The sequence below is a fragment of the Quadrisphaera sp. RL12-1S genome (assembly GCF_014270065.1).
In the GTDB taxonomy this organism is placed as follows: domain Bacteria; phylum Actinomycetota; class Actinomycetes; order Actinomycetales; family Quadrisphaeraceae; genus Quadrisphaera.
Genome location: NZ_JACNME010000009.1, coordinates 111,730 through 129,825 on the forward strand (window position 1 = coordinate 111,730; position 18,096 = coordinate 129,825).

Annotated in this window: 15 protein-coding genes and 1 riboswitch; of the genes, 8 read left to right on the top strand and 7 right to left on the bottom strand. The window is 75.4% G+C overall.

The genetic code is table 11. The features are described from left to right. Nucleotides 1-42 precede the first annotated feature (42 nt). From H7K62_RS24140 to H7K62_RS15880, 4 genes are all read right to left on the bottom strand, one after another. Nucleotides 43-894 (bottom strand): cold-shock protein, encoded by an 852-nt coding sequence (locus H7K62_RS24140; protein ID WP_370591807.1) that lies wholly within the window; start codon nt 892-894, stop codon nt 43-45. Between the two features lie 104 nt (nt 895-998). Beyond that, a complete protein-coding gene (amaB, locus tag H7K62_RS15870) occupies nt 999-2,537 on the bottom strand; it encodes an L-piperidine-6-carboxylate dehydrogenase (RefSeq protein ID WP_186720063.1) in 1,539 nt (512 codons plus the stop codon). Between the two features lie 25 nt (nt 2,538-2,562). After that, nucleotides 2,563-3,975 (bottom strand): 2-oxoadipate dioxygenase/decarboxylase, encoded by a 1,413-nt coding sequence (hglS, locus tag H7K62_RS15875; protein WP_186720065.1) that lies wholly within the window; start codon nt 3,973-3,975, stop codon nt 2,563-2,565. A gap of 14 nt (nt 3,976-3,989) precedes the next feature. Further along, entirely contained in the window at nt 3,990-5,168 is a 1,179-nt protein-coding gene (locus H7K62_RS15880; RefSeq protein ID WP_222437704.1) for an NAD(P)/FAD-dependent oxidoreductase, read from the bottom strand. An 82-nt stretch (nt 5,169-5,250) separates the two neighbouring features. Here H7K62_RS15880 and H7K62_RS15885 point away from each other — a divergent pair, with 82 nt between their 5' ends. The 7 genes from H7K62_RS15885 to H7K62_RS15915 all read left to right on the top strand — a co-directional run bounded on the left by H7K62_RS15885 (nt 5,251) and on the right by H7K62_RS15915 (nt 12,897). Next, nucleotides 5,251-6,165 (top strand): LysR family transcriptional regulator, encoded by a 915-nt coding sequence (locus tag H7K62_RS15885; protein WP_186720069.1) that lies wholly within the window; start codon nt 5,251-5,253, stop codon nt 6,163-6,165. 51 nt (nt 6,166-6,216) lie between these two features. Beyond that, nucleotides 6,217-6,654 carry a DUF1810 domain-containing protein gene (locus tag H7K62_RS15890; RefSeq protein ID WP_186720071.1) on the top strand — a complete coding sequence of 146 codons (438 nt, stop codon included), beginning with the start codon at nt 6,217-6,219 and terminating at the stop codon, nt 6,652-6,654. 19 nt (nt 6,655-6,673) lie between these two features. Next, nucleotides 6,674-6,763: riboswitch (SAM riboswitch) on the top strand. A gap of 216 nt (nt 6,764-6,979) precedes the next feature. Then, nucleotides 6,980-8,389 (top strand): ABC transporter substrate-binding protein, encoded by a 1,410-nt coding sequence (locus H7K62_RS15895; RefSeq protein ID WP_370591808.1) that lies wholly within the window; start codon nt 6,980-6,982, stop codon nt 8,387-8,389. After that, nucleotides 8,386-9,285 carry a carbohydrate ABC transporter permease gene (locus tag H7K62_RS15900; protein WP_222437705.1) on the top strand — a complete coding sequence of 300 codons (900 nt, stop codon included), beginning with the start codon at nt 8,386-8,388 and terminating at the stop codon, nt 9,283-9,285. The genes H7K62_RS15895 and H7K62_RS15900 overlap by 4 nt, the downstream gene beginning before the upstream one ends. A gap of 47 nt (nt 9,286-9,332) precedes the next feature. Then, on the top strand, nt 9,333-10,244 hold the full coding sequence (locus H7K62_RS15905) for a carbohydrate ABC transporter permease (RefSeq protein ID WP_370591809.1): 912 nt from the start codon (nt 9,333-9,335) through the stop codon (nt 10,242-10,244). Nucleotides 10,245-10,291: 47 nt separating this feature from the next. Further along, entirely contained in the window at nt 10,292-11,731 is a 1,440-nt protein-coding gene (locus H7K62_RS15910; RefSeq protein WP_186720177.1) for an LLM class flavin-dependent oxidoreductase, read from the top strand. Beyond that, nucleotides 11,728-12,897, top strand: coding sequence for an acyl-CoA dehydrogenase family protein (locus H7K62_RS15915; protein WP_186720074.1), 1,170 nt, complete (start codon nt 11,728-11,730; stop codon nt 12,895-12,897). Before H7K62_RS15910 ends, H7K62_RS15915 begins: the two co-directional genes overlap by 4 nt. Here H7K62_RS15915 and H7K62_RS15920 read toward each other — a convergent pair. After that, a complete protein-coding gene (locus H7K62_RS15920) occupies nt 12,888-14,471 on the bottom strand; it encodes a serine hydrolase domain-containing protein (protein WP_186720077.1) in 1,584 nt (527 codons plus the stop codon). The genes H7K62_RS15915 and H7K62_RS15920 overlap by 10 nt on opposite strands. A gap of 230 nt (nt 14,472-14,701) precedes the next feature. Between H7K62_RS15920 and H7K62_RS15925 the strand changes: the two genes are divergently transcribed. Continuing rightward, the gene (locus H7K62_RS15925; RefSeq protein ID WP_186720078.1) at nt 14,702-15,130 is read left to right on the top strand and encodes a hypothetical protein; all 429 of its coding nucleotides are present in this window, start codon (nt 14,702-14,704) and stop codon (nt 15,128-15,130) included. A 33-nt stretch (nt 15,131-15,163) separates the two neighbouring features. Here the strand turns inward: H7K62_RS15925 and H7K62_RS15930 are convergent, their stop codons facing one another. Beyond that, nucleotides 15,164-16,816: a sensor histidine kinase gene (locus H7K62_RS15930; RefSeq protein ID WP_186720085.1), complete on the bottom strand. Its 1,653-nt coding sequence runs from the start codon at nt 16,814-16,816 to the stop codon at nt 15,164-15,166. A 57-nt stretch (nt 16,817-16,873) separates the two neighbouring features. Then, nucleotides 16,874-17,980 (bottom strand): ATP-binding protein, encoded by a 1,107-nt coding sequence (locus H7K62_RS15935; protein WP_186720087.1) that lies wholly within the window; start codon nt 17,978-17,980, stop codon nt 16,874-16,876. Nucleotides 17,981-18,096 lie beyond the last annotated feature (116 nt).

Here is an 18,096-nt window from a genome sequence, read left to right on the forward strand (position 1 = left end):
GGGGGCTCCTGGCGTTCGAGCCGGTCAGCTCGGAGCGTCAGCTCAGATGGGCTGCACCGTGTCGGCCTGCGGGCCGCGCTGGCCCTGGCTGGCCTGGAACTCCACGCGCTGGCCCTCGGTCAGCTCGCGGTAGCCGCCCTGGTCGGCGATGGCCGAGTAGTGGACGAACACGTCCGGGCCGCCGTCGTCGGGCTCGAGGAAGCCGAAGCCCTTCTCGGCGTTGAACCACTTCACGGTCGCCTGGCCCTCGGCGATGACGGGGCCGCCGCCACCACGGGGGCGCTCGGCGCCGCGTCCACCACCGGCGCGGGGCTCACGGGGAGCGCGCGGCGGGGCGGCCGGGGCCGGGCCGAGGGCCTGGACCCAGTCGGCCTGGGGGCCGCGCTGGCCGGGGCTGGACTCGAACTCCACGGGCTGGCCCTCGGCCAGCTCGCGGTAGCCGCCGTTGTCAGCGATGGCCGAGAAGTGCACGAACACGTCCGGGCCGCCGTCGGAGGGCTCGATGAAGCCGAAGCCCTTCTCCGCGTTGAACCACTTCACGGTGCCCTCGCCAGCGGCACCGCCGCCGCGCTGGGGGGCCGGAGCGGCCTGGCGGCCGTAGCCGCCACCGCCGTAGCCACCGCTGTCGCGGCCGCCGCGGCCGCCGCCGAAGCTGTCACGGCCGCCACCACGGGGAGCCGCGGGAGCCTGGCCGACCGGGTTCACGTCCTCGGCCTGCGGCCCGCGCTGGCCACGACCCTCGGTGTACTCGACCGGCTGCCCCTCGTCGAGCGAGCGGTACCCGCTGCTCGCGATGGCCGAGAAGTGGACGAACAGGTCAGGCCCGCCGTCGTCCGGCTCGATGAAGCCGAAACCCTTCTCCGCGTTGAACCACTTCACTACGCCCTGGGGCATCCCACAGTCTCCGTCATCTTCGTGTACGTATCCGGTGCGCAGGGCTTGACCTGGTGCACCACAGTCCAGTGTGACAGCAAAAGCGGCGGCTGCACACCACCTGGTCAGACGAACTCGACGCCCTGCGCCAGCGGCAGCTGCCCGGAGGCGTTGACGGTGTTGGTGGCGCGACGCACGTACGCCTGCCAGGAGTCGGTGCCCGACTCGCGCCCGCCGCCGGTCTCCTTCTCCCCGCCGAAGGCACCGCCGATCTCAGCGCCCGAGGTGCCGATGTTGACGTTCGCGATGCCGCAGTCGGAGCCGCCCGCGGACAGGAAGCGCTCGGCCTCCTCGAGGTCGCGCGTGAACACCGCGCTCGAGAGCCCCTGGCGCACCCCGTTGTTGAGGGCGATCGCCTCGTCGAAGGTGTCGTAGGTGAGCACGTAGACGATCGGTGCGAAGGTCTCCTCCTGCACCACGGCGGACTGCGCGGGCATCCGGACCACGGCGGGCTCGACGTAGTAGGCGCCCGGGGCCTCGTCGGCCAGCACGCGCTTCCCGCCGGCCACCACCTCGCCGCCCTCGGCGACGGCCTGCTCCAGCGCTGCCTGCTGCGCCTCGTAGGCGGCCTGCGAGACGAGCGGGCCCACGAGGACGCCGTCGGCGGTGGGGCTGCCGATGGGCAGGCCCCCGTAGGTGGCGGCGATGCGCTCGACCAGCGCGTCGGCCACCGAGGTGTGGACGATGAGGCGCCGCAGCGTGGTGCAGCGCTGGCCGGCGGTGCCGGCGGCGGCGAAGACGATGCCGCGCAGCGCCAGGTCGAGGTCGGCGCTGGGGGCGACGACGGCGGCGTTGTTGCCGCCCAGCTCCAGCAGCACGCGCCCGAAGCGGGCGGCCACGCGCGGGGCCACCTCGCGGCCCATGCGCACCGAGCCGGTGGCCGAGACGAGGGCGACCCGCTCGTCGTCGACCAGCGCCTGGCCGGCCACGCGGTCGGCGAGCACCACCCCGTGGAGCCCCTCAGGGGCGCCGACCTCGCGCACCGCGCGAGCCAGCAGCGCGTCGGTGCCGAGCGCGCACAGGTGCGCGGTCTCGGCGGGCTTCCACACCACGGTGTCGCCGCAGACCAGCGCGAGCGCGGTGTTCCAGGCGTAGACGGCCACGGGGAAGTTGAAGGCGCTGATGACGCCCACCACGCCGAGCGGGTGCCAGGTCTCGGCCAGGCGGTGGCCCGGGCGCTCGGACGGGAGGGTCTTGCCGAAGAGCTGGCGGCTCTGGCCGACGGCCAGGTCGCAGATGTCGATCATCTCCTGGACCTCACCGAGGGCCTCGGAGCGGATCTTGCCGACCTCGGCCTGCACGAGCGTGGCGAGGTGCTCCTTGTGCTCGGTGAGCAGCTCGCCCCAGCGCTTGACCAGCTGGCCGCGCACGGGGGCGGGCACGTCGCGCCAGGTCGGGAAGGCGCGGTGCGCGGCGGCGACGGCGCTCTCGACGTCGGCGGCCGTGTGCTCCGGGGTGCTGGCGAGCACCTCGCCGGTGATCGGCGAGCGGCACTCGTGGGTGCCCGTGAGCAGCGCGCGGTCCACGCCGAGCGCGTCGAGGGCAGCGGCGACGTCGGCGGCCAGGGCGCCGGCGGCGGGGATCGTTCCGGTCAGTGCGGTCATGGCGGGTGCGTCCTCTGGATCGGGGTCAGCGGGTGACGGGGAGGTGCAGCTGGGCGGACAGGGCGTCCACCGAGCGCTGCATCTGGTCGGTGGCCAGCGCGATCGGGTCGAGCACGGTCTTCCCGAGGATCGCGGAGAGCCGGTCGGCGTCGTACTCGGCGCCGGCCAGCTCGGCGTCCTTGGTGCCGGCGTCGGTGAGGTTGGACTGGAAGATGCCCGCCGCGCTGCGCGGCAGGAAGTCCTCGTAGACCACCGGGTCGACGACGACGGCGCCGGCGTCCACGAGCGCGCGCAGCGACAGCGAGCCGTCGGCCTGGGCGTCGGGCAGCGCCGCGCCGTCGACGAGCCGGACCTCGCCGCAGGCCAGGCCGGCGACCACGAGGTCGGCCTCGGTGCGCGGCAGGTGCTCGCGCCACACGTCGCGGGCCACCTCCACGCGGGTGCGCTGGTCTCCGGCGGCGCGGCGGGTGTCGACCTCGGCGACCAGCCGGTCGTACAGGTCGCGCCCAGCGGCGGTCAGCGCGATCCCGCGCTGCTCCACCTCGCCGAAGCGCACCCGCAGCGAGCCCGTGGTGACGGAGCCGTCGGCCTCGCGGAAGGTCCGCTCCTCGGCCAGGGCGCGGAAGGAGGTCTGGCGCAGCAGCACGTCGGGGCCCTCCCACGCGGGCGGGCCCTGCACCTCGTCGATCATCGTGATGCCGCGCTCGGACATCCGCCGGTACAGGTCGTCGATGTCGAGCACGCGCGGCGTGAGGTGGTTGATGTGCGTGGCGGGCACCCCGCCGATGTCGGCCGCCACCGCGGAGATCCGCTCCAGGTGGGTGTACCAGGCGCGGTCCACGGGCTCGGTGGACAGCCGGAAGGCGTCGGTGGCGAGGCGCAGCAGCTCGTCGGCCTCGGCCGCGGGCAGGCCGCCCTCGGCAGCGGCGCGGTCGGCCAGGGACAGCAGGGGCTCGCCGAACAGGCGACGCTCCTCCACGAACCGCTGCAGGCGCTCGCGGGTGGGGGCGTCGAAGAAGCGCGCGTCGTCCACGGCGAGCATCGAGGTGAACACCCGGAACGGGTTGGCCGCGAGCTCGGCGGGGGCCACCGGCCGGAACGCCGTGGAGACCACGGGCACCGAGGAGGCGGAGGCGTCGCGCAGGTCGTAGAAGCCCACCGGGTGCATCCCGAAGGCGGCGAACACGCGTCCCACCTGCTCCAGCTCGCGCGGTGACCCCACGCGGATGGCGCCGTGGCGCTCCGCCGTCACGCGCTCCAGCGACCCGAGTCGCTCGGCGGCCTCGCCCCGGGCGGCCGCGACGTCGGCGTTCACCGCGCGGCTGACCTCCACCAGCGTCGTGTACGCCGGCACCTCCGCGCCGTACATCTCCGCGAGCGCCACCGCGAAGCGCGCACGCAGCTCCGCGTGCGCCACGAGCGTCGTCGTCGTCCTCATCGTCCTCCAGCCCATCAGATGATGTGCACCTCCTGCAGCAGGGGGGCCGCCGACGCCGGCGCGAAGCGCTCCGGGGAGAACCCGGACACGTCGAGCGCCGGTTCGCGCTCCAGCACGAGGTCGCGCACCACCTCCCCGACCGCCGGCGCCTGCAGGAACCCGTGGCCCGAGAAGCCCGTGGCCACCACGAGGCCGCCCAGCTCGCGCACGCGGCCGATGAGGGCGTTGTGGTCGGGGGTGTTCTCGTAGAGGCCCGCCCAGCCACCCCGCAGCGGCAGGCCCACCAGCGACGGGGCGACGACGGCGGCCGCGGCCTCGAAGGCGGGCACCCAGGAGGTGTCGTAGTCGCGGCCGAAGCCGGGGACCTGGGCGGGGTCGGAGATGCCCAGCAGCAGCCCGTCCGGGGAGCCGTGCACGTAGAAGGTGGTCGAGAGGTCCAGCGTGAACGGCAGCTCGCCAGTGGCGGGGCGGGGCCCGGCGGGCGCGTCGGCGAAGGCGATCTGGCGCCGCACCGGCTCCACCGGCAGGTCCACCCCGGCCATCCGCCCGACGCTCGCCGACCACGCGCCGGCGGCCACCACGAGGTGCTCGCAGCGGACGGTCCCCGCGGACGTCACCACGCCGGTGACGTGCGGGTCGCCGAGCGGCGAGGTCTCGACGTCGAGCACCTCCACGCCCTCCAGCACCCGCGCGCCGAGCCCGCGAGCGCTGGCGGCCCAGGACGCGACGGCGAGCGAGGGCTGCGCGTAGCCGTCCTGCGGGGAGAAGGAAGCGCTGAGCAGCGCGGACGGGTCCAGGTGGGGGTTGAGCTCGCTCGCGCGCGCGGGGCTGACCACGTCGGCGACGGCGCCCATCGAGCGCTGCAGCGCCGTGCTGGCCTCCAGCGCCGCCGCCTCGGCCTCGGAGCGCGCGCAGAACAGGTAGCCGACGCGCCGCAGGCCGATGCCACCGGGCGTGCGCTCGTGCAGGTCGGCGTACCTCTCCAGCCCACGCAGCCCGAGGGCGATGTTGCCGGGGTCGGAGAAGGTGGCGCGCACGCCCCCGAAGGGCTTGGCGGAGGAGCCGGAACCGAGCCGGTCGCGCTCGAGGACGACGACGTCGGCGCCCGCGCGGGCGAGTTCGTCGGCCGCGGCCAGCCCTATCGCGCCGCCTCCGACGACGACCACCTGAGCCGATGCGGGGACCCCTTCCACAGGGCCACTGTGGACGAAGCAGTCATCAGGCACCATCGACGATCTCTGCCGATGTTCGTCAGGAGTGCTGATGGGTTGGACCTTGGAGCAGTTGCGCACGCTCGCGGCGCTCGCGGACGGCGGCACCATGGCCGCCGCAGCCACGGAGCTGGGATACACACCGGGCGCGGTGTCGCAGCAGATGACGGCGCTCGCCGCCGCCGCAGGACGGCCGCTGCTCGTGCGCGTCGGGCGCCGCGTGGAGCTCACGGACGACGGCCAGCTGCTGCTCGCCGGTGCCCGCGAGGTGCTCGCCGCCGACGAGCGCGCCCGCTCGGCGCTGGCCGCGCCGCGCGCCGACCGCCGCGCCGTGGTGACCCTGGGGGTGTTCGGCTCGGCCGCGAGCGCCGGGTTCGGGCCCACCACCGCGCTGCTGCGCGAGCGGGCGCCGTGGGTGGACGTGCGGGCTGTCGAGGTGGACGTCGAGCGGGCGCTCGAGGCGGTGGTCCCGGGCCCGGGGCGCTCCCCCCTCGACGTCTCGCTGGGCCTGGACCACCCCGACTCGCCGTCCCCTCCGGTCGCGGGGGTGGCGGTGGTGCCGCTGCTGGAGGAGCAGTACGCGGTGGTCGGGGCCGTCGGGTCGCTGCCGACCGGGACGGAGGCGCTGCGCGCCGCGCTCAACGAGGCCGACTGGGTGCTGCCTCCGCTGGACACGGCCTTCGGGAGGGCTGCGCGCACCGCCTGCGCCCGGGCGGGGGTGGCGCCCTTGGTGCGCCACACCGTGACCGACACGGCGGTGTCGCTGGCGCTGGCCGAGTCAGGCGCGGGCCTGACCCTCGCGACCCCGCTCATGCTGGCGCTGCGCCCCACGCGGTGCGACACCGCGCCGGTGCCAGACCCCTCCGGCGGCGCGCAGCGCCGGGTGGTGGCGCTCGTGCGCGCCACGGCCGCCCAGCGGGAGGCGGTGCGGCTGGTGCTCGACGCCCTCCACGACACCTTCTCCCGCCTCCGCCCGTGATCGGGGACGTCCGCGAGGTGTGACGGGCCGCGCCCGGGGCAGGGGGAGCACGTGGCCCCTGCGCCGACCAGCGACCCGTTCGACCTCCAGCGCTTCCTCGACGCCCAGGCGGGCGGCACCTACGAGGCGGCGCTCGCGGAGCTGCGCGCGGGCCGCAAGCGCGGGCACTGGATCTGGTTCGTGCTGCCGCAGCTGCGCGGCCTGGGGCTGAGCCCCACCAGCCAGCACTACGGCGTCAGCGGCCTGGGGGAGGCCCGGGCCTACCTCGACCACCCGGTGCTGGGTCCCCGCCTGCGGCAGTGCTTCGAGGTGCTCGCCGGCCTGGACGAGCCCGACCCCGTGCGGGTGCTGGGTGGCGTCGACGCCGTGAAGGTCCGCTCCAGCGCCACGCTGTTCGCGCTCGCAGCACCTGAGGAGCCCGTGTTCGCCCGCGTCCTGGAGCGCTGGTACGACGGCCGTCCGGACGAGGGCACCACCTCGCGACTGTGAGGTGCGCTATTCTCCCGCCACACCATCCAGAGTGGCTGAGAGACCCGGCTCGCTGACGCCACAGCAACCACCCCCACAGGGCAGGTGCTACCGCCGGGACCGATGGAGGTCTCCGTGTCGTCCTGCATGACCCCGCGCTGAGCCGTCGGCGCTGCTGTCACAGCGCCACCGCCAGCGCGCCCCCGCGCCCCCTCTCCCGACCGCTGCCGCGCAGCCGCCGGGTCACTGCCGCACGCCCGCTGACGGGTGCCGGCCGCTCCCCCCCTGCCCACCAGCCCGCCAGCGGCCCGTGCCGCCGCTCGGGTAGTCCCTCCTGGAGAGACCCGTGTCCTTGCTCCGCCGCTCCCCCTCGCCGTCCCCTGCGTCCGGCTCCACCTCCGACCTGGCGCGAGCTGCTGCGCTGTCGCGTCGCCAGCTGCTGCGCGCCGGCGTGCTGCTCGGCGGGGCCGCCGCCACCGCCGGGTCGCTGGCCGCCTGCGGCTCCGGTGGCGGCGGCGAGGCGCTCGCCGCGCCCAGCGGAGACCCGACCAGCGCCCTGCAGGGCAAGACGCTGAAGCTCATGGTCAACCAGCCGCACGTGGTGGCCTTCCGCGACCTCCTGGCGCCGGAGTTCGCGAAGCAGTTCGGCGGGACGCTGGAGGTCACGGCCATCCCGTACGACCAGCTGACGAGCAAGCAGATCCTCGACGTGCAGGGCGGGGCGGGCGAGTTCGACGTCTTCGACTACTTCTACTTCGGCCTCGGCGCCCTCGTCGACGCCGGCGCCCTCGTCGACCTCACCAGCTACATCGGCGGGGACGCGGACATCAAGACCGACGACTTCCTGCCGTCGATCTACGACGTCTACAGCAAGATCGACGACAAGCGCTACGGCCTGCCGTTCGACGGCGACACCCACGTCCTCTACTACAACGTGGCCCTGCTGGAGCAGTACGGCCAGCAGCCGCCGAAGACCTGGGACGAGTACGACGCCGTGACCAAGGCGATCACGCAGGCCGGCGGCGGGAAGGTCTACGGCGCCGCGGTGCTGGGCCAGCAGGTGCCGATGATCCTGGGCTGCTCGTTCGTCAACCGCCTCGCCGGCTACGGCGGCACGCTCGTGGACGCCGAGGGCAGGCCCACGCTGACCTCCGACGCCGCCAAGGCGTCCCTGCAGCACCTCCTCGACGTGCAGCCCTACGCGCTGCCGACGCCGCTGCAGGTGGGCTTCGACGAGTCCAACAGCGCCTTCCTCCAGGGCACCGCCGCGATGATCGACACCTGGACGGACCTGGGCCTGCGCGCCAACGACCCGGCCAACTCGAAGATCGTCAACGGGTGGGGCGTGGTGCCGCTGCCCGTCGGCGGCTCCAACACCACGCCGCGCACCGCCCTCAACGCCGGCTTCGGCCTGGGCGTGTCCACCGCGAGCAAGGAGCGCGAGGCCGCCGCAGCGTTCGTGGCCTGGGCGACGGACAGCACCCGCAACCTCGAGCTCGCCAGCCACGGCGGCTCGGGCATCGACCCCAACCGCACCAGCGTGCTCGACTCGCCCGGGTACGCCGAGGCCAGCGCACCGGCCACCGAGGTCATCGCCACCGGGCTGCGCGGAAACCCTCTGCCGTGGCCCACCGACGCCCAGTCGCCCAAGCGCATGCAGGACCTCGTCGACCAGCTGGCCCTGGCGCTGTCCGGCTCGCAGGACGTCGAGACGTCGCTGTCCAAGGCGCAGGCGGCCTGGGAGAAGAGCGCGTGAGCACCAGCGCCCCCGCCGCCGCCCCCGCGGTGCGCCACGTCCCGCGGTGGCTCTCGCTGCCGCCGCTGGTGGCCATCGCCGTCCTGCTCGTCTACCCGACGGTGTTCGTGGTCGCGGCGAGCTTCACCAGGACGACGCTGGCCCGCCCCCTGCAGGAGTGGACGGGTTTCACCAACCTCACCTCGGCACTGCAGGCGGAGGCCTTCGCGGGCTCGCTCGTGCGCACGGTCGTGTTCGCGGTGAGCGCCGCGGTGCTAGCGACGGCCGTCGGCACAGCGGTGGCGCTGCTGCTGCGCGCCCGCGGTGGCGGGTTCGGGGTCCTCGGCACGCTGCTGCTCCTGCCGCTCGTCACCCCGCCGGTCATGGTGGGCGTGGCGTGGAAGCTGCTCCTGGCCCCGGCCGGCGGTGCGCTCACCAGCACCATCAGCTCCCTCGCCGGGACGCCGGTGAACCCGCTCGGCTCGTCGAGCACGGCGCTGGGCACGCTCGTCCTCATCCACGTGTGGCAGTGGACGCCGCTGGTGGTGCTGCTCGTCTTCGCGTCCCTGCTGGGCGTGCCGGACGAGCTGCTCGAGGCCGCCGCGCTCGACGGCGCGGGCGCGCTGCGCACGTTCACCGCGGTGACCTGGCCGGTGGTGGCGCCGACGGTCCTGTCGGTGCTGTTCCTGGAGCTGGTGGTGGGCTTCAAGGTGTTCGACCTCGTCGCGGTGGTCACCTCCGGCGGTCCGGGCCTGTCGACGGTCGTGGCGAGCTTCGAGGTGTTCCGCACCGGGCTCCGGGGCGACTACGACGTCGGCACCGCCGCCGCCATGACCCTCGTGCTGGGCCTGCTGGTGGGCGTGGTCACCGCCGGCGTCTCGGCGCTGCGCACCCGCGCCGCGAGGGCCGAGTCGTGACCCAGCTCGCCGAGCAGCGCTCCGCCACCGCTGCGCAGGAGGCCCCCGTGACCACCTCAGCCACGACAGCCACCACGACGACGAGCGCTGCGGAGCTGGAGCAGCTGCGCCGCGCACGGCCGCGCGGGCCGCACCGCCGGTCGCCGCTGGCGCAGGTCGGCGTGCGCCTGGCGCTGGTCCTCGTCGCCGTCGTCGCCCTGGCACCGGTGGCGTTCCTCGTGTCGCTGTCGGTGCGCTCCACCGACGACGTCCTCACTGGGTCCTGGCTGCCCGGCAGCGTCGCCGACCTCGCCTGGGGCAACTGGACGGCCGCGTTCCGCACCATCCCGCTGGCGCACATGCTCGCCAACTCCTGGCTGGTCGCGCTCGGGTCGGCGCTGGTCACGGCCGTCGTCGCGGTGCCGGGCGCCTACGTCACCGCCCGTGCCGGCAGGAGCGGCGCCCGCCTGGGCGCGGCGCTGCTCGCGGGGTACTGCGCTCCGCCCGTCGTCGCCGTCCTGCCGCTGTTCTTCCTGCTGAAGGAGGTCGGCCTCACCAACAGCGTGGTCGGCCTGGCCCTGGTCAACGGCCTGGCCAACGCGCCGGTGGCCGTGTGGCTGCTCGACTCCTTCGTCCGCCGCGTCCCGGTGGAGCTGGAGGAGGCCGCCTGGCTCGACGGCCTGTCCGTGGCCGGGGGCCTGCGCCGCATCGTGCTGCCGCTCGTCGCGCCCGGGCTCGTGGCGGCGCTGCTGGTGTGCACCTTCCTGGCCTACGGGGAGTTCCTCTTCGCCGTCTCGTTCGCGCAGACCACCGCCAGCCAGCCGCTGACCGTGGGCCTGTCGCTCTTCCAGGGCGACCGCACCGTGCAGTTCGGCCAGCAGGCCGCTGCCGCACTGGTGGGCGTCGTCCCCGTGTACGTGCTCGCCGTCGTCGCCCAGCGCTGGCTGGTCGGCGGCCTGTCGCAAGGAGCCCTCAAGTGAGCTCGCCTGACGTGCCCAAAGACCGGATCTTCCTCAACGCCTTCGACATGACGTGCGTAGCGCACCAGTCACCCGGCCTGTGGCGGGTGCCCGGCGACCAGTCCCACCGCTACAACGACCTGTCGTACTGGACCGACCTCGCGAAGCTGCTCGACCGGGGCGGCTTCGACGTCCTCTTCATCGCCGACGTCCTCGGCGTCTACGACGTCTACAAGGGCGGCCCGGAGACGGCGCTCACCGAGGGCACCCAGGTGCCCGTGGGCGACCCGCTGCTCGCGGTCTCGGCGATGGGCGCGGTCACCGAGCGCCTCGGGTTCGCCCTGACGGTGTCGCTGACGTACGAGAAGCCCTACGCGCTCGCCCGCGACTTCGCCACGCTCGACCACTACACGCAGGGCCGCGTCGGCTGGAACGTCGTGACCTCCTACCTGGAGAGCGCGGCGAAGAACCTCGGCCTGGACACGCAGGTCGAGCACGACCAGCGCTACGAGCTCGCCGAGGAGTTCCTCGACGTCACCTACCAGCTGTGGGAGGGCTCCTGGGAGGACGACGCCGTGGTGCGCGACGCCGCGCGCGGCGTCTACACCGACCCGGCGCGCGTCCACCCGGTCGAGCACCACGGCCACTACTACGACGTGCCCGGCATCGCGCTGACGGAGCCGAGCCCCCAGCGCACGCCGTTCGTCTTCCAGGCCGGCGCGTCCCCGCGGGGCGTGCGGTTCGCCGCCCGGCACGCCGAGGCCGTCTTCAACACCGCCAGCCGGCCCGAGGTCATGCGGCCCCAGGTCGACGCGCTGCGCGCCGAGGCGGCGAAGGCGGGCCGCGACCCGCGCAGCATCAAGGTGTTCTCGCTGCTCACCGTCATCACGGGCGCCACCGACGAGGAGGCGTGGGCGAAGTACTCCGACCTCAAGAGCTACGTCTCCTACGACGGCGCGCTGACCCTGTACGCCGGCTGGAGCGGGCTGGACCTGTCCACGTACCCGCCGGACGAGCCGCTGGAGTACGCCGAGACCCAGGCCGTGCGCTCGGCGGTGGCTGCCTTCTCCACCGCTGACCCGGACCGGCAGTGGACCCCGCGCGACATCGCCGCGTGGGTGGGCATCGGCGGCATGGGCGTGGTCGTCGTCGGCGGCCCGCAGACGGTCGCGGACGAGCTGGAGCGCTGGGTGCGCGAGGCCGACGTCGACGGCTTCAACCTCGCCTACGCCACCACCCCGGGCACCTTCGAGGACGTCGTCGAGCACGTCGTCCCCGAGCTGCGCCGCCGAGGCCTCGTCCCCACCCAGGAGGAGAGGGACGCGCTGCCGGCCGGCACCACGCTGCGCGAGGCCGTCTACGGCGTCGGCAACAAGCGCATCGCCGAGGACCACCCGGCGGCCGCGCACCGCCGCGCCCTGCAGGCGAAGGCCGCCGCCCGCGCCGCCGCCGAGGACCCCTCCTCCACTCCCCCTTCCGCGACGATCAAGGAAGTTGCACCCCGATGAGCACGGACTGGGCCCTCGCCGCCCGCGACGCCGCTGCCAAGCTCGCCGTCGACGCCCTCGAGCGCGACCGCGCCAACGCCGAGCCGCTCGCCGAGGCGCAGCTGCTGCGCGAGCACCGCCTGCCCGGCCTGCTGCTGCCCGTCGAGGTGGCAGGGGGCGGCGGCACCTGGGCGGACGCGCTGCGCGCCGTGCGCGAGGTGGCCGTGGCCGACGGCTCCATCGCTCAGCTGCTCGGCTACCACTACGTCAACCAGGCCAACCTCGAGTGGGTCGCCGACGCCGCCACCCGCGAGTGCTGGCAGCGGCGCTCCGGCGCCGCGCAGTGGCTGTGGGGCGACGCGGTCAACCCCGTCGACCCGGACCTCACCCTCACCCCCTCGAGTGGGGGCGGCTACCGGCTGTCCGGCCGCAAGAGCTTCGCCACCGGCGCGAGCAGCGGCGACGCCGTCGTGGTGTCCGGCCAGGACTCCGAGACCGGTCGTGCGGTGCTCGTCGTCGTCGAGCGCGGGACGGCGGGCGTGCAGCCCGGCGGCGACTGGGACAACCTCGGCCAGCGCCTGTCGGCGTCCGGCAGCGTCACCTTCACCGACGTGGAGGTGCCCGTTGAGAACGTGCTCGGGTTCCTCGACGGCGACGCCGCCACCCCCCGCGCCTCGCTGGTGACCCCGGCCATCCAGGCGGTGTTCGGGAACTTCTACGTGGGCGTGGTCCGCGGCGCCCTGCAGACGGCGGCGGAGTACACGAGGACGACGTCGAGGGCGTGGCTGCTGTCGGACTCCCCCAGCGCCGCGCAGGACCCGTACGTGCTGGCCACCTACGGCCGGCTGGTGGCGCGGCTGCGCGCTGCCGAGGCCCTGGCCGACCAGGCCGGGCAGGCGCTGGCCGCGGCGGACGCCGCCGGTGAGGCCCTCACCTGGGACGAGCGAGGCGAGCTGGCTGAGCTCATCGCCGCCCTCAAGGTCGTCTCCTCCGACCTGGCGGTGGAGGCGACGTCGGCGGTGTTCGAGGTGACGGGCGCCCGGGCGACGAGCAACCGGGTGGGCCTGGACCGGTTCTGGCGCAACGTGCGCACCCACACCCTGCACGACCCGGTGCAGTACAAGGCGCGCGAGGTGGGGGACCACTTCCTCAACGGCACCCACCCGGAGTTCACGCTCTACACCTGAGCGGGCTGCGCTCCGGAGCGGGTGAGCGCCGGGCTGCGCAGCTCGGCGAGGGATCCGGCCCGCAGCGGCGGGGTGACCCAGCGGGCGCGCAGGCTCGCTGAGGCTGCCTCGCCGCTGACGACCAGCCGGTGCGGCGTCTGCAGGAAGCGGACCTCCACCTGCAGCGACTCCGCCCCGTCCGCCGCCTCCACCCAGCCGCCGCTCACCGCGAGCGGCACCGCGCCGCCTCCCACGCCGCCGCCGACCCGGCCCAGGTCGCCCGGCACGGGGGCGTCCAGCAGGCGCCACTCGCCGCCGACGACGGGGACCTCGAAGCACCACCCGGCGCCCACCTGCTGGCCCGTCGCGACGGCGCCGTCCCCCGCGGGGGCGGCGGACTCCCGCACCGCCAGCCACCAGCCGTCGTCGCGGCGCTCGACGCGCACGTCGCGCAGCGCCGCATCACCGGGGCGCAGCACCTCCGACGGGGTCAGCACCAGCCCGTCCCAGCGGCGCCCGTCGGCCGGCTCGGCCACCCCCTCGGCCGGCGGCAGGGCCAGCGCGGCGAGGCGCTGCGCGAGCTCGTCGTCGGCGGCGGCGTCGCCGCGCCCGTCGTCGTCGAGAGCCGGCAGCAGGTGGGTCCACACGGCGTCGAGCACCGCCTGCATGTCCGGGGTGTCGCTGGTGATCGCGACGACGGCGTCGTGCTCGGGCAGCACGAGCATGAACTGCCCGTACGCCCCGTCGCCCCGGAAGCCGTGCCGGGAGCGCCACAGCTGGAAGCCGTAGCCCTGGCGCCAGTCGGGTGCGGGCTCGTGCGGGGTGGGCAGGTGGGCGCGCGAGGCCTGCTCCACCCACTCGGCCGGCAGCAGCTGCTCACCGCCCCAGCGGCCGCGCTGCAGGAGCAGCACCCCGAGGGCCGCGACGGCGTCGGTGGTGGCGTGCAGCCCGGTGAAGCCGAGGTCGCGGCCCTCGGGGTGCTGCTGCCAGCCGAAGCGCTCGGCGCCCGCCACCCCCAGCGGCTCGAACAGGCGCGGGCGGAGGTGCTCGAGCAGTGTCTCGCCGCGGACGTGCTGCACGGCGGCGGCGACCGCGTAGGTGCAGGGCTGGTTGTAGGCGAAGACGGTGCCCGGCTCCCGCTCGGGCTCGAGGCCGAGGAAGCCGCGCAGCGGCTCGTCGGGGTCGGCGGCCTGCGCGCGGTCCCAGGTCTCGGTGAGGTGACCGCTGCCCATGCCCACGAGGTGGCGCAGGGTCAGCGAGCGGGAGCGCTCGCTGGTCGCCGCGCCGGCGAGTCCGGGCAGGACCTCCACGAGGCGGTCGTCGAGGGACAGCAGCCCGTCGGCCACGGCCATGCCCAGCGCCGTGGCGGTGAAGCTCTTGCTCAGCGAGTACAGCAGGTGCGGCTGCTCGGCGGTGTACGGCGCCCACCAGCCCCGGGCCACGACGTGGCCGTGGCGGACCACCACGAGGCTGTGGGGGTCGACGTGGGGGTGGGCCTCCAGGGCGTCGACCACGGCGAGGACCCCGCGGGCGTCCACGCCCTGGGCCGAGGGGGCTGACGCGGGGAGGGCGCTGGTCTGGGGCGACGTGCTCACCACCAGGACGCTAGCCCGCGATGACGCGCCCGGCGCTGCGGCGTGTTGTCGCTGGACTCGGGTGTCGCAGGCGTACCTTCAGTCACACGAACCACACAGACACCGCGAGCAACACCGGGGTGTCCCCCGCCCCACCCGATCCACCCGATCCACCCGATCCACCCGATCCACCCGCTCTACCAGCACTGCCAGCACCTCCCCGTCCCCCACCGCAGAGAGCCAGGTGCGCCGTGTCCACGCCGTCCTTCATCGACAGGCTCCGCTCCCGCTCGCGCCGCCCGGAGCAGGTCTCGCTCCTGGGCGCGGTGCCCCCACCGCTCGTGGAGACGTCACCGGGACCGCTCGTGGCCCCCGCGCCGGCGCTCGCCCTCCCGGAGGACCACTGGCACGCCGGCGACCCGCGCCTCGCGCCCGGCGCCACCTCGCTGCAGGCACCGTCGCTGCACGCCCCCGAGCTGCCCTCCCCGCGGCGCCCCGTCGACCGGCGCGGCCTCCACGTGGTCCCCGAGGTCGACCTGCGGGGCGAGGTCGTCGACCTGCGGGGCGCGGACGACGACGCGGTCACCGCGGCCGACGCGGTCCTGCCCGCTCCACCGACCACCCGGCTCGCCCCGGAGCGCGAGGCCCCCTGCACCGAGCCCAGCACCTGGCTCGGCTGAGGCGCGCCGCGGCCCGGCCGGGCCCGGGCACCCTCAGGCCGCCGCGAGGGTGAAGCGCACGGTGGCACCTCCCCCGGGCGTCTCGTCCACCCAGATCCTGCCGCCGTGGCGCTCGACGATCCGGCGGCAGGTGGCCAGTCCCAGACCGTGGCCGCCGCTCCCCCGGAGGCTGGTGAAGGCCCCGAAGACGCGCTCGCGGTCCGCCTCCCGCACGCCCGGCCCGTCGTCGGCCACGCGGAACACCCAGGCGCCGTCCACCTGCTCGGCGTCCACGAGCACCCGCGGCGGCCGCCCCCCGGGCGTCGCGGCGCCGTGGCGCAGGGCGTTGCCCACGAGGTTCTGGAGGAGCTGGCGCACGGCCACCGCGTCGCAGGCCACCCGCGGCAGCCGCCCCACCCGCACGGGAGCGCCGGCCCCGAGGGCGCCCAGGTCGCTGAGCGCCTCGCGCGCCAGCTCCCCGAGGTCGGCCAGCCGGGGCTCGCGGCCCGGGGCGCCGAGCGCCGCGTCGTCCAGCAGCGAGGAGGTGAGGTGCATCATGCGACGTGCGCTGCGACGGGCAGCCACCACCCAGCTGAGCGGCAGCGGGGTGTTCCCCAGCTCCTCCTCCAGCAGCTCCAGGTAACCGTCCACCACCGTCATCGGCGAGCGCAGGTCGTGACTGGCCACGGCCGCGAAGCGGGCGAGCTCGGCGTTGGACCGCTCCAGCTCGCGGCTGCGCTCCGCCAGCTCGGCGTGCAGCTCCTCCAGGGCGAGGGTGCGCGCCCTGGCCTCCGTGACGTCGCTCATGGTGACGACGGCGCCCAGGGGCGTCCCGTCAGCGCGTGACAGGGACCGCCCGCTGGCCACCACCGCGCGCGGCGGGCGCCCCTGGGCGGCGATGACCATCTCCTCACCGGCCACGGCGCCCTCGACGAGCGCCCGGTGCAGCGGCACGCGCTCCAGCACCATCGGGGTGCGACCGTCCCCCTCGTACAGCGCGTACCGGCCGGCGTGGTCCGAGGGCGCGGCGTCGGGGTCGGCGTCCTCGCCGTGCCACTCGCGGGCCGCGCGGTTGAACAGCGTCAGGTGGCCGTCGGGTCCGGCCGCCACCACGGCCACGTCGATGGTGCCGAGCACGGCCTCGGCCAGCTCCGTGCGCTCCTCCAGCTGCGCGGCCAGCTCCGCGGCCACCCGGGCGCGGCGCCGCCGCTCGAACAGGGCCAGCAGCACACCGCCCAGGTCCTGCAGGCGCGCCAGCTGCTCGGCCGTCAGCCGTCCGGGGCGGGTGTCGAAGACGCACAGGCTGCCCAGCGCGTGCCCCTGCGCGGTGACCAGCGGCACGGACGCGTACAGCCGCACCGCACCGAGGCGGCCGTCCACCCACGCGCTGCGGGCGTAGCGCGGGTCCAGGCTCGCGTCCGGGACGTGGACGACAGCGCCGTCGAGGAAGTGGAGCGCGCACATCGACTCCTCGCGCGGCGAGTCCCCGCCCTCGAAGCCGGTGCTGGTGAGCTGGCACTGGCGGTCGGCGTCGATGAGGTTGAGGGTGCCGCAGGCGACCCCGGCCACGGCCGCGGCCACGCGGACCACCGCCTGCAGCTCGTCGTCCGCCGGGGCGTCCAGGAGCCCGAGCACCTCCAGGGCGGCGAGGCGGTCGCGCTCGGCCCGCTCGCCGTGCGAGCCGCCAGGGGGGTCGACGCCGTCCACGCCCGTCCATCGGCAGGAGCGCCGCCTGGCTGGAGGCGGCAGGCCTGAGGGGCGCGGTCAGCTGCCGGTCAGCTGCCGGACGACCTCGTCCAGGTAGGCGCGGCGCAGCTCGGCGTGGCGCCCCCGGCTGTCGACCGCGGCCAGCAGCTGGCCAGTGCCGCCCAGCTGGGAGGCCTCCTCCACGGCGTCGCGGTAGTCGGCCGCGGCGCGGCCGGCGGAGGCGGGCAGCGCCAGGCGCACGGTGACCTGGCGCTGGCCGTGCTGTGCGGCCACCGCGACCTGCTCGCGCAGCTGGCGCCGTCCGGCCTCGAAACCGCGGGCGGCGGCGTCCAGGCGCGCCGCCACCTGCAGCTCCCGCTCGTGCTGCGGGCGGGCGTGCTCCAGCTCGGGGAGGCGGCCCGGCCGGGCCGCGCCGATGCCGGCGGCTGGCGTGGCCAGCAGGACCAGCTGCAGCTCGCGCAGGAGGTCGTCCATGGACTCCTCGGCGGCCAGCACGGCCTCGACGGGCAGGTCGCGCAGCTCCACCGCCTGCGTCACCTCCACCGCCACCATCGAGGAGGTGATGATGCCGGCGGTCGGCGGGTGGGCTCCCGCGGGCCCCGACGGGCTGGAGAACCCCGTCGGGGGCTTCGCGGTGACCCCGCGCACCGGGGCCGAGGGGTGCCCGACGGGCATGAGGGGGCCGCTGTCGTCGTCGCTCCACAGCGCCAGGAGCTGGGCGGTGTCGAGGTCGGGCGCCACCGCGGGACCCGTGGCCTCCACCTCGAACCACACGGCCTTGCCGGTGCCCTGCGGGTGGCTGCCCCAGCGCACGGCCGTGCAGGCCACGAGGTCCAGGCCGCGCCCGCTCATGGCGCTCGCCGAGTGGGGGGTGTGCACGGGCGGCAGCGGCGAGGCGTCCTCCACCTCCACGCGCACCCCGCCCTCCAGGGTGGGGCGCAGGTGCACGGAGAAGCCGCTGCGGGCGTGCAGCACCGCGTTGGCGGCGAGCTCGGACACCAGCAGGCCCGCGTCGTCGGCGCAGCCCCCCAGGCCCACCGCCTCGACCACGGCCATGACGAACCGGCGGGCGAGCCGGACGGACTCCAGCTGCGCGGGGTAGGAGGGGGACACGACGTGCGCGTCCTGCTCCCACGCCCTCACGGCGCCGCGGTCGTCGCCCATCTGCTGCTCTGCCTGCCTCGCGGGGTCCAGTCGGCTGAGGGGCCCACGGTAGGTGATGGCGGCCCCCCGCGTCCCCGACTCCACCCCGCCGGTCCCGGCCGCCGGCGCACCGGTGC